This is a genomic window from Phenylobacterium sp., assembly GCF_044236515.1.
Lineage (GTDB): Bacteria > Pseudomonadota > Alphaproteobacteria > Caulobacterales > Caulobacteraceae > Phenylobacterium.
The window spans coordinates 1-10,856 of sequence record NZ_JBIIGK010000097.1 but is presented as its reverse complement, the minus strand read 5'-3'; the positions used below and the strand labels follow the sequence as shown (position 1 = coordinate 10,856).

The 10,856-nt window shown below is 68.6% G+C and carries 9 protein-coding genes and 1 pseudogene; 7 read left to right on the top strand and 3 right to left on the bottom strand.

Annotation, left to right across the window (positions count from 1 at the left end; translation table 11 throughout):
* Window positions 1-28 precede the first annotated feature (28 nt).
* Both ACILRF_RS10815 and ACILRF_RS10810 read right to left on the bottom strand, forming a co-directional pair.
* Entirely contained in the window at window positions 29-1,270 is a 1,242-nt protein-coding gene (locus tag ACILRF_RS10815) for a family 1 glycosylhydrolase (protein WP_395672732.1), read from the bottom strand.
* A 147-nt stretch (window positions 1,271-1,417) separates the two neighbouring features.
* Entirely contained in the window at window positions 1,418-1,657 is a 240-nt protein-coding gene (locus tag ACILRF_RS10810; RefSeq protein WP_395672730.1) for a hypothetical protein, read from the bottom strand.
* A gap of 108 nt (window positions 1,658-1,765) precedes the next feature.
* Here ACILRF_RS10810 and ACILRF_RS10805 point away from each other — a divergent pair, with 108 nt between their 5' ends.
* From ACILRF_RS10805 to ACILRF_RS10785, 5 genes are read left to right on the top strand one after another with little or no spacing between them, the layout of a single operon-like run.
* Window positions 1,766-2,608 carry an SMP-30/gluconolactonase/LRE family protein gene (locus ACILRF_RS10805; RefSeq protein WP_395672728.1) on the top strand — a complete coding sequence of 281 codons (843 nt, stop codon included), beginning with the start codon at window positions 1,766-1,768 and terminating at the stop codon, window positions 2,606-2,608.
* A 54-nt stretch (window positions 2,609-2,662) separates the two neighbouring features.
* Window positions 2,663-4,387, top strand: coding sequence for an IlvD/Edd family dehydratase (locus ACILRF_RS10800; RefSeq protein WP_395672726.1), 1,725 nt, complete (start codon window positions 2,663-2,665; stop codon window positions 4,385-4,387).
* A complete protein-coding gene (locus ACILRF_RS10795) occupies window positions 4,387-5,136 on the top strand; it encodes an SDR family NAD(P)-dependent oxidoreductase (protein WP_395672724.1) in 750 nt (249 codons plus the stop codon). Before ACILRF_RS10800 ends, ACILRF_RS10795 begins: the two co-directional genes overlap by 1 nt.
* The gene (locus ACILRF_RS10790; RefSeq protein ID WP_395672722.1) at window positions 5,136-6,038 is read left to right on the top strand and encodes a 2-dehydro-3-deoxygalactonokinase; all 903 of its coding nucleotides are present in this window, start codon (window positions 5,136-5,138) and stop codon (window positions 6,036-6,038) included. The genes ACILRF_RS10795 and ACILRF_RS10790 overlap by 1 nt, the downstream gene beginning before the upstream one ends.
* Window positions 6,035-6,658: a 2-dehydro-3-deoxy-6-phosphogalactonate aldolase gene (locus ACILRF_RS10785; protein ID WP_395672720.1), complete on the top strand. Its 624-nt coding sequence runs from the start codon at window positions 6,035-6,037 to the stop codon at window positions 6,656-6,658. Before ACILRF_RS10790 ends, ACILRF_RS10785 begins: the two co-directional genes overlap by 4 nt.
* A 4-nt stretch (window positions 6,659-6,662) precedes the next feature.
* Here the strand turns inward: ACILRF_RS10785 and ACILRF_RS10780 are convergent, their stop codons facing one another.
* A complete protein-coding gene (locus ACILRF_RS10780) occupies window positions 6,663-8,888 on the bottom strand; it encodes a family 1 glycosylhydrolase (RefSeq protein ID WP_395672718.1) in 2,226 nt (741 codons plus the stop codon).
* A 380-nt stretch (window positions 8,889-9,268) separates the two neighbouring features.
* On the opposite strand from ACILRF_RS10780, the pseudogene ACILRF_RS10775 reads away from it, so the two are divergent.
* Window positions 9,269-10,129, top strand: a pseudogene (locus ACILRF_RS10775) (glycosyltransferase); the annotation flags it as partial.
* Between the two features lie 213 nt (window positions 10,130-10,342).
* A partial coding sequence (locus ACILRF_RS10770; RefSeq protein WP_395672734.1) for an NAD(P)-binding protein occupies window positions 10,343-10,856 on the top strand: 514 nt, incomplete at its 3' end.

Here is a 10,856-nt window from a genome sequence, read left to right as displayed (position 1 = left end):
GGCCGCCGATGTGCGGGCCCGCCATGGGTCAGCCCGGCTGCTCGGTTCCGGTCCGCAGTTCGACCACCCGCATGTCTCGGGCGTCGGCCATCTGCCGCTTGGAATGGATTTCCGCGTACTCGGAGGGCGGGATGACCGGCACGCTGAGGCAGACGCTCTGGGTCGGCAGGACTTCCTTCCAGTCGGCGATCAGTCGCTTGTACGACTGCCCGACCGGCCGGATCTCACGGTTGAGGTCATACAGGCCCACTGGGTGCACCCGGTCGTTCTTCTCGCGCAGGCCGACGTCCCAATCCATCTGGTCGGTCAGCGAGTACCAGGTGAAGCCGACGGTCGGCACCCCGTCGTTGCGCACGCGCAGGACGTTGGCCCATTCCTTCCACAGCCAGTTTACCGCCTCGTCGCCGTTGGCGCCCTCCGCCAGATTGGTCTCGGTATGCATGACCGGCAGCCGGTAGCGGGCGTAGTACTGCCGGGTGATCTCCGAGTAGCCGAAGATCTCGCCCGAGGCCCGCGTGTGGCCATCGGCGGCCACGCGATGCTCGTTGGTCCAGTAGTAGTCGTTGCCCAGGATGCAGTGGTGGCGCAGCGAATTGCCGAGGAAGAAGCGGTACTCGTCCCGCGTCATTCCGTTGTCCATCAGGTACTCGTACATCTCCGAGTCGACCCGGTGGCCATAGTTCAGGTCGAGAGAGAGGAAGCGCTTCGAGTTCGCCAGTTCGGCTGGCCGGATGGCCTTCGGGTTCTCCGCGTGGAAGTACTCCGAGGACTCGCTTTGGATGAAGATCGCGTCTGGGCGGATCTTCAGGATTTCCTGCATGGCCCGGACGTTGGCTCTGACGATATGCTTCAGGGCGGTGACGAAGGTGTAGTCGGTGGTGCCCTGCTCGTTCCACCAGCCGTACTTGGCCGAGAACTGGGCGCAGATGAACATCTCGTTGACCGGGGTGTAGAGCTGCACCCACGGGAACCGCATGGCGAACGCCGCGGCGTACTTGGCGAACTGCTCCGGGAAATCCGGATTCTGGAAGTCGCCAAGCCAGTCCGGCAGCCCGAAGTGGCAAAGGTCGACGATCGGCACGATGTCCCGACGCCGTAGCTCACCGAAGGTGATGTCGGCGAATTCCCAGTCGTAGCGCTCCGGGCCAAGCAGCGTCGTGTGCAGAGGCGGGCCGTAGCGCAGGTAGCCGAGACCCAGTTCCTGAACGAGGTCGAAGTCCTTGCGCCAGTGGCGATAGTGGCCGCACGACTCCATCTGGTCGACGCGCACGCGACCATTCTGGATCTTGGGGATGCTGTTCTCTATCCCCGTCGCAAACATGAAGGCGGAAATGGCGCGTCCTCCCTTTGCCGCTCCCCTTAGCGGCCCCGAAGTACAACTCCGGGCGAGGACGCCGGTTCAGCCGGCCAGGTCGACTTATTCCGCGGCGGCCCTGAGCGTCGCCTCGTCCAGGCGGCGGCAGCGAGTGATGGGAGCCAGCGCATCGGCGCCGTTCTGGATATTGCGCAGCCAGGCCTTCTCGCCATGAAGCGCGATCACCTCATAGTGCGGGTGATGGTTCGGTCCGCAACGGACCGTGTCCCCGACGCGGATCTCTTCTTCGTAACCGCGTTCGTGTTCGATGGAGAAAACGTCAGAGTAGCTGGACAAAGTCATTACCGAGACCCCTCTTGAGTCGCAGGAATGATATTAGGGTCCGCAGGCTGAACGGAACCACAACAACGTCGGCAGGTTGTCGCAGGGGTGGCGGGGGAGACCCATTCTGTGCGCCTGGTTTCTGAGAGTTTCGACGAGCTCGGGGAGGGGCCCTGTTGGTCGCCTGCCGAGGGCCGTCTCTACTGGTTCGACATCAAAGGCCGGGTGCTGCGATGGCTCGAACCCTCCGGCGAGGCGCAGTTCATTCGCCTGCCCATGCGCGCAAGCGCCGCAGCGCCACGGGTTGGCGGCGGGCTGGTGATCGCTACGGAAGCCGGACTCGCGTTCTTTGATTCGGCGACAGCGGCGGTGGAATTGGTCGAGCCGATCGCCCTGCCGCCGGGCTTCCGCAGCAACGATGGGAAGATCGATCCGCAAGGTCGCTTCTGGTGGAGCAGCATGGACGACGACGAGGGCCGGCGCCCCGGCGGCGTGTTCGTCAGCGAGCCTGGGAAGCCCAGCCGCCAGGTCCTCGACGGCGTGCACATCGCCAACGCCATCAACGTCACGGACGATGGCCGGACGCTCTATCTCGCCGACTCGGCGCACGGCCGGATCTTCGCCTACGACCTGCCTGACATGACCGGCCGCCGGGAGTTCGCCCGCGCGCCGAAGGGCGCCGCGCCAGACGGGGCGGCTCTCGACGCCGAGGGCTATCTCTGGAACGCCGAGTGGGGCGGCTGGCGCATCGTCCGCTATGCGCCGGACGGCTCGGTCGACCGCATCGTGGAGGCGCCGATCGAACAGCCCAGCTGCTGCGTGTTCGGCGGACCGGACCTCACCACCCTCTACGTGACCAGCGCCTGGATGGGACTGTCCCCGCAAGCGCGCGCCGCTCAGCCGACCGCCGGCTGTCTGTTCGCCTTCGACGCCGGCGTCCGCGGCCAGCACCTTCCGATGTTCAACGGCTGAACCGCCCCGCGGTTGGCGGGTTTAGGGGAGGTCAGGAAACACGGGGATTGACGCATGGCCAAGCCGCCGCTCCGTAGCCAGAAGAGCTACGGCAAGCTCGATCGCGACGGCTTCATCCATCGCAGCTGGATCAAGGCGACGGGTTTGCCGGACCACGTCTTCGACGGCCGGCCGATCATCGGCATCTGCAACACTTGGTCGGAGCTGGTCACCTGCCAGTTCCACCTGCGCGACCTCGCCGAATATGTGAAGCGCGGCGTCTGGGAGGCGGGCGGCGTGCCGATCGAGTTCCCGGCCATGTCGCTGCCTGAGACTCAGATGCGACCGACGGCCATGCTGTTCCGCAACCTCCTGGCCATGGAAGTCGAGGAAAGCATCCGCGCCAACCCGATTGACGGGGTCGTGCTGCTCGGCGGCTGCGACAAGACCACGCCCGGCCAGCTGATGGGCGCCGCCAGCGTCGACCTTCCGGCCATGGTCGTCTCCTCCGGGCCGATGCTGAACGGCAAGTTCCAGGGGCGCGACATCGGCTCCGGCACTGACGTCTGGCGACTGTCCGAGGCCGTGCGGGCCGGCGAGATGAGCCTGAAGGACTTCCTCTCGGCCGAGTCCGGCATGAGCCGCAGCTCGGGGGTCTGCAACACCATGGGCACCGCCTCGACCATGGCCAGCCTGGTCGAGGCGCTGGGCATGAGCCTGCCGAACAACGCCGCCTTGCCGGCCGTCGACGCCCGACGGCGAACGATGGCGCACCTGACCGGCGCCCGCATGGTCGAACTGGTCAAGCAGGACATTCGGCCGTCCACGATTCTCACCCGCGAGGCGTTCGAGAACGCCATCGTCGTCCATGCGGCGGTCGGCGGCTCCACCAATGCCGTGCTCCATCTTTTGGCCCTGGCCGGCCGGGTCGGCGTGCCGCTGACGCTGGAGGACTTCGATGTCCTTGGCCGCAAGGCGCCATTGCTGGCCAACCTCATGCCCTCCGGCAAATATCTGATGGAGGACTTCTGCTACGCCGGCGGCGTGCCCGCGGTGATGAAGGAGCTCGGCGACCTCCTCCACCGCGACGCCATAACCGTCTCCGGCCACACCCAGGGCGAGGTCGCCGACGCCGCCGAGGTCTGGAACCGGGATGTCATCGCCTCCGTCGACGCGCCGTTCGGCCCGTCATCCGGTGTCTGGGTGCTGAGGGGCAACCTCTGCCCCGACGGGGCCATCCTTAAGCCCAGCGCCGCCAGTCCGGAGCTTCTGACCCATCGCGGCCGGGCGGTGGTGTTCGAGGACATTGAGGACTACCACGCCCGTATCGACGATCCCGACCTGGAGGTCGACGCGACCTCAATCCTGGTGCTCAAGGGCTGCGGGCCGAAGGGCTACCCCGGCATGCCGGAAGTCGGGAACATGGCCTTGCCGCCGAAGCTGCTCCACCGCGGCGTTCGCGACATGTTGCGTATTTCCGACGCCCGGATGAGCGGCACCGCCTATGGCGCGGTGATCCTCCACGTCTCGCCCGAGGCCGAGGCGGGCGGCCCCCTGGCTCTGGTGCGCAACGGCGACGAGATCGAGTTCGACGGCCCGAACCGGCGGTTGCAGCTGCTGGTGTCCGACGAGGACCTGGCGGACCGCCGCCGCGCCTGGGAAGCGGCCCGCAAGCCGTCCGAATTCCAACGCGGCTGGTACCGGCTCTACATCGACACCGTGTTGCAAGCAGACCAAGGTGCCGACTTGGACTTCCTGGTCGGGCGGTCCAGTTCGGAAGTCACCCGCGAGTCGCACTGATGGCCTTCGCCACCTACCCCAGCCTGTCGGGCCGAACGGTTTTCATCACCGGCGGCGCCTCCGGGATCGGCGAAAGCTTCGTCGAACAGTTCCACGCCCAGGGGGCCAGGGTCGCCTTCATCGACCTCAAGACCGACGCCGGCGAGGCGCTGGCCGGCCGGCTGCCCGGCAGCTGGTTCCGCCCCTGCGACGTCACCGACGCACCGGCTCTGCAGGCCGCGATCGCCGCCGCGGCCGAAGCGCTCGGACCTATCTCCGTCCTGGTCAACAACGTCGCCAACGACACCCGTCACGAGGCCGCTGAGACGACGCCGGAGGCCTGGCGGCGCGCCCTGGCCGTCAACCTCGACCCAGCCTTCGTCGCCGCCGTCGCGGTCTATCCGATGATGCGTGAGGCGGGGGGCGGATCGATCATCAACGTCAGCTCGATCAACGCCCTGTTCGGCCCCCCGGAGATGGCCGCCTACGTCGCCAGCAAGGGCGCCATCAACGCGCTGTCCAAGGGCCTGGCGCGCGAGTGGGGCGAGGCCAAGATCCGCGTCAACGCCCTGTCCCCGGGGTGGGTGGTGACTCAGCGCCAGCTCGAGCTTTGGCTCACCCCGGAGGCCGAGGCCAAGTGGTCGAAACAGGTGGCGCTCAAGGACCGCATCCTGCCGGAGGACGTCGCGCGCCTGGCGCTGTTCCTGGCCTCCGACGATGCCCGGATGATCACCGGCCAGAACCTGGTCATCGACGCGGGACGAACCTGATGGCGCCAGCGCTGCTCGCCTGCGACTGGGGAACCACCAACCTCCGGGCCTGGGCGCTTGACGAGGGGGGGGGCGTACTCGCCGAAAAGGACTTCGCCCTCGGTGTCTCGCGTCTCGCGCCCGGCGAGGCGGCGGAGGTTTTCGAGGGGCAGATCCGACCCGCCCTAGGCGCCGGGTCCGCGCCGGCCATCCTCTGCGGCATGGTCGGGTCGAACCTCGGCTGGCAGGCGGTCCCCTACCGCGACTGTCCAGCCACCTGCGGCGACCTCGCCCAGGCGCTGACCGAGGCGGCCCCCGGCGTGCGCATCGTGCCGGGCGTTCGCTACGCCGGCTTCAACGGCCAGGGCGACGTGATGCGCGGCGAGGAGACCCAACTGTTCGGCTGGCTGGCCCGCCATCCCGAGTTCGCCCAGGGCCGCCGCCTGGTATGTCACCCCGGCACCCACACCAAATGGATGGTCGTCGAGGACGGTCGCCTGATCGCCTTTGTCACCGCCATGACCGGCGAGCTGTTCGCCGTTCTGCGCGCCCACAGCGTCCTCAAGAGCGACGCGCCGCCGGGCGACAACGCCGCGTTCGCCGAGGGCCTGGCCGCAGCCGGCGACGGGGCCGCTCTGGCCGCCCGCCTGTTCACCGCGCGGGCCCGCGTGGTCGGACAAGGCAGGAGGGCGGAGGATACGCCCAGCTACCTTTCGGGCTTGCTGATCGGCGCCGACGTCGCCGCCTCGCCGGGCCTGCTCGGCTGCGACCTGGCCCAGGGTGTCGCCTTGCTGGGCGACGCTAGCCTTTGCGGGCTCTACGCCCGGGCGCTGGGCATACGCGGGGTCGAGGCACAGGTTTTCGACGGAGAGGCGGCGGCTGTCGCCGGCCTCTGGGCCTTGCATCAGGCGAGGGCGGGATGAAGCTCAACGACGCATTGGCCGAATGTCCGGTGGTGGCCATCATCCGCGGCGTCCGACCCGAGGAAGCGGTCGATCACGCCCAAGCCCTGTTCGACGGCGGCGTCCGCGGCGTCGAGGTGCCGCTGAATTCTCCGGAGCCTCTGGAAAGCATCCGGCGGATCGTCGAGGCCTTCGAGGGGCGTATGGCGATCGGCGCCGGCACCGTCCTCACGCCGGAACGGGTCGACGCCGTCCAGGACGCCGGCGGACGGATCATCGTCTCGCCGAACACCAACACCGCGGTGATCCGCCGGTCTGTGGAGCTCGGCCTCGATTCCGCGCCGGGGTTCGCCACGGCCACCGAGGCGTTCGCCGCCTACGAGGCCGGCGCGCGGCATTTGAAACTGTTCCCGGCGGTCACTTACGGCGTCACCCACCTCAGGCAGCTGAAGGCCGTGTTGCCGCCGGACGCCATTGTCTGGGCGGTCGGCGGCGTCGGGCCCGACACCATGGGCGACTGGTGGGCGGCCGGCGCTCGCGCGTTCGGGCTCGGCGGCGAGCTCTATCGGCCCGGCCAGAGCGTCGCCGACACCGCGCAGAAGGCGTCCCGGATCGTCGCCGCGGTCAAGGCCTTGGCCTGACCGCTCAGCCGGCCAGCGCCGTCTCGCGATGGCCGCCGACACCCTCGGCATAGATCTGGCCGCATTCCCCGATCCGGCAAACGTAACGCTGGATGGCCTGCTCCAGGCTCGGCAGCACCTCGCCCCGCTCGGTCGCCAGCGGCGCCGCCATCGGCCGTGGCGCCGCCCAGCCGAACCGCGCGTGCGGCACGGCCTCGACGAGGCGCGCGTCGAGGCCGAACGCCTGGGCGAGCCGGATCGCGAACCCCGCCCAGGTGACCGCGCCGCCGTTTGCGATGTGGCGCACCCCCGTCTCGCCGTCGATCAGCAGGTCGAGGCTCGCCTCCACCAGGTGCGGCACATAGGTCGGCGAGACCACAAGGTCCTCGGCGGCGGCAAAGCTCTGACCCGCGGCCAGCGTCCGCCGGACATGGTCGGCGAAATTCCACGGATCGTGCGGCGAGAAGAATGCCGCGGTCCGGACGATGAGGGGGCGGCCGCCGGCCTCGAGCACTCCGCGCTCGGCCGCCGCCTTGCTCGCGCCGTAGACGTTCAGGGGTGAGGGGGGGTCACTCTCGACGTAGGGGGCGCCCTTGCGGCCGTCGAACACCAGGTCGCTCGAATAGGTGAGGAAGGCGACGTTCCGCTCGGCGCAGGCCCGCGCCAGGTTGATCGCGCCGACGGCGTTGGCGAGGTGGCAGGCTTCCGGATCGGCCTCCGCCTCGTCGACGCGTACCCAGCCGGCGGCGTTGATCAGACCCCAGGCTTCGGTGGCGTCCAGGCAGCGGGCGATGCTGTCGACGTCCTCCAGTCGCAGGTCCTGGCGGCTGGTCAGCCGATAGGCGATGCCGCGCAGTTCGCAGGCGTGCGCCAGGGCCTGTCCGAGCGTGCCGGTGGCGCCGGTGATCAGCAGCGGCCGCCCCTCGCCCGGTCCGGCGCGCCACTCCCGGCGCGGCTCGGCGGCGTCCGGCGTCCGCATCACTGGCTTGTATTCCAGTCGCACGTCGCGCCGCCACCAGCCGGGCCCGATGGTGGCCGGGTGCTGCATCCCCTGCCCGGCGGCGATGCGGTTCAGTTCGGCGGCGACCGCTGTCGGCCGCGGCCGACGGCCGCGCACGTCGAATGCGCCGACCTCATACGCCCCTTCGTCGCGGGTTAGCAGGCTCTGCCAGTCATAGGAGCCGAGCAGCGCCCAGCTGGTCACGGCGCGGATGTCGACGCCCCGCACCCTCAGGCGGCTGGCGATGTCCCAGGCCTCGCGGATCCAGCGCACCTGTTCTTCGCGGGTGCAGCCGTTGTGGCTTTCGGTGACCGCCAGCGGCAGCTCGTAACGGCTCCAGGCCTCCTCTAGGGCGCCTTCCAGGCCGCCGGGCGCCGGCGTGGCCACCCGGATCGCCTCGACGTCGGCGAACGCCATCCAGTCGTTTCCGCCGCGCACCCCGGCCGGATAGGCCTGGATGTTGTGATCCAGGAACCGATCGCTGGTCAGGTAATGGTTCACGCCGATTACGTCGGGCGGGCAGGGCGCGTCGGCGATGGCTGCCAGTCGCTCGCCCAGGCCGAACGCCTTCAGCCGGCCGTGCAGGAAGTGCTCTGGCCCGACCCGGCCGCACAACAGGTCCCAGGTCATCCACCGGCGGGCGTTGTCGTAGGCGATCTGGTGACCGACCGGACGCGTGCCGTAGGTGCGGCCGAGGTCCTCGGTCTGGATCAGCTGAGCCGCGGGGTTGACCTTGCGGATCTCGGCCATGGCCAGCTGCGTGGCCTCGATCTGGTTCAGCAGGGCCGTCCAGAACGCGCTCTCGTCCCGCAGATGCGGGTACCAGACCCCGTAGAGGGCGGCAAAACGGGCGGTGGTCAGCGGCTCGTTGATCGGGGTCCAGGCCTCGATCCAGGGATAGCGCTCGGCCGCGGCCCGCGCGTAGTCGGCGAACAGGCGTGGGAAGGCGGGGTCCAGCAGATCGGTGCCGCGCGGCCCGCTGCCGTGGTGGAGCAGGCCCGCGATCGGCCGTATGCCGAGCTCACGGATGCGCCCGAGGCGCGCGTCGGTCCAGCTCCAGTCCGGCGGCGCGCCGATTTCGGCTGAGGCGCGCTCCCAGACGAGAGGGTAGCGCAGGGTCTTGAGCCCAAGGGCGGCGAACAAGTCGAGGTCATCCGGCCGATCGTGGTGACCCGAGCGGCGGGTCTGGTCGTAATAACGCTCGCCTACTCGATTGACGGTGCATTCATGCCCGCCCCAAAGTTCCAGCATCCGCGCACACGTCCCCTTTGCCACACCCGATTTGGCAATCCGCCGCTCTCGCGATCGTTCCTTTTGCACCGCCAAATGAGTGAGGCTGGAACAACCGCCGCTCTCGAATCTTGATCCCGGTATGGATCGGGAAAGTCAGTGGGTTTTGCCGGTCGTGCGTCTTTTGCAGAACGCCGACCAGGTCCGTTCCCAGGCTGAATTGCACCTCTCCAAGGCGGCGGCGTGAGCCTGCTGTTCGCCGGTGGCGTCCGTTGTTGGCGGATCGCCTCCTTGGCTGCGCTCTAGTGAAGGAAATTCTCGTGAACGCGTCCCCTCGTGATGTCCTGGTTTGTTTCTCGCACCTGCGATGGGATTTCGTGTTCCAGCGACCGCAGCACCTTATGACCCGCTTCGCCAAGGCGCGGACCGTGATCTTCTGGGAAGAACCGATGCCCGCGCCGGCCGGCTCGCCGCCGCGCCTCGACGTGCGCGCCTGCGAGAAAAGCGGCGTGACCATCGCCACCCCCATCTTGGCCGACGACCTTCACGGCGACGCACGTGACACGGCGCTCAAGGGATTGCTGGACAACGTCCTGCCGACGGAAAGCGGCGACCTCGTGCGCTGGTACTACACGCCGATGATGTTGCCCTTCTCGCGGCACCTGACGGCCTCCTGCACGGTCTACGACTGCATGGACGAACTCGCGAACTTCAAGTTCGCTCCCCCGGAACTCGTGCCGCTCGAACAGGAATTGCTGGCCCTCGCCGATGTCGTCTTCACCGGCGGCTACAGCCTGTGGGAAGCCAAGCGCGGGCGGCACGTCAACATCCATCCGTTCCCGTCCAGCGTCGACCGCGAGCACTTCGCCAAGGCGCGGGCCGGCGACAGCTCGCCCCCCGACCAGGCGTCGATCCCGGGGCCGCGCCTCGGCTTCTACGGCGTGGTCGACGAGCGAATGGACATCGAGCTGCTGGGCGCCATCGCCGACGCCCGTCCGGAGTGGCAGCTAGTGATTGTCGGGCCGGTCGTGAAGATCGACCCGGCCAGCCTGCCGCAGCGGCCGAACCTGCATTTCCTCGGCGGCAAGTCCTATGCCGAGCTGCCGGACTACCTGTCCGGCTGGGACGTCGCCCTGATGCCGTTCGCGGTGAATGAGGCGACCCGCTTCATAAGCCCGACCAAGACACCGGAATATCTCTCGGGCGGCAGACCGGTCGTCTCGACGCCGATCACCGACGTCATCCGCCACTACGGCGACCTCGAGGCGGTGAAGATCGCCGACACCGCGCCGGCGTTCGTCGACGCCTGCGAGGCGGCCCTGCGCCTGGCCCGCGGCGGTGGCGACTGGCGGGCCGCGGCCGACAAGACACTGTCGGCGATGTCCTGGGACGAGACCTTCGCTCGGATGGACGGCGAGATCTCCAAGGTCCTGTCGGCCCACGCGGCGACGGCGCGGGCCCTCGACGCCCGTACGCTGTCGGCCCCCACGGTCCGCCCGTCAAACCGGCGGCGGCCGTTCGACTATCTGATCGTCGGTGCGGGCTTCGCCGGCTCGGTGCTCGCCGAACGCCTGACCTCGCAACTCGGCAAGCGGGTGCTGCTGGTCGACCGCCGGCCGCATGTCGGCGGCAACGCCTTCGACGAAAAGGACGCGGCAGGCATCCTGATGCACCGCTACGGGCCGCACATCTTCCACACGAACTCGGAGGAGGTGTTCGGCTACCTGTCGAAGTTCACGCGCTGGCGCCCGTATGAGCACCGCGTGCTGGCCAGCGTCCAGGACAAGCTGGTGCCGATTCCGATCAACCGCACCACTCTCAACGCCCTCTACGGCCTGAACCTGCGGACCGATGAAGAGGCGGAGGCCTATCTGAAGAGCCGCGCCGAGCCGGTGGAGAAGATCCGCACCTCCGAGGACGTGGTCGTCAACCAGGTCGGCCGCGAACTCTACGAGACCTTCTTCCGCGGCTACACGCGCAAGCAGTGGG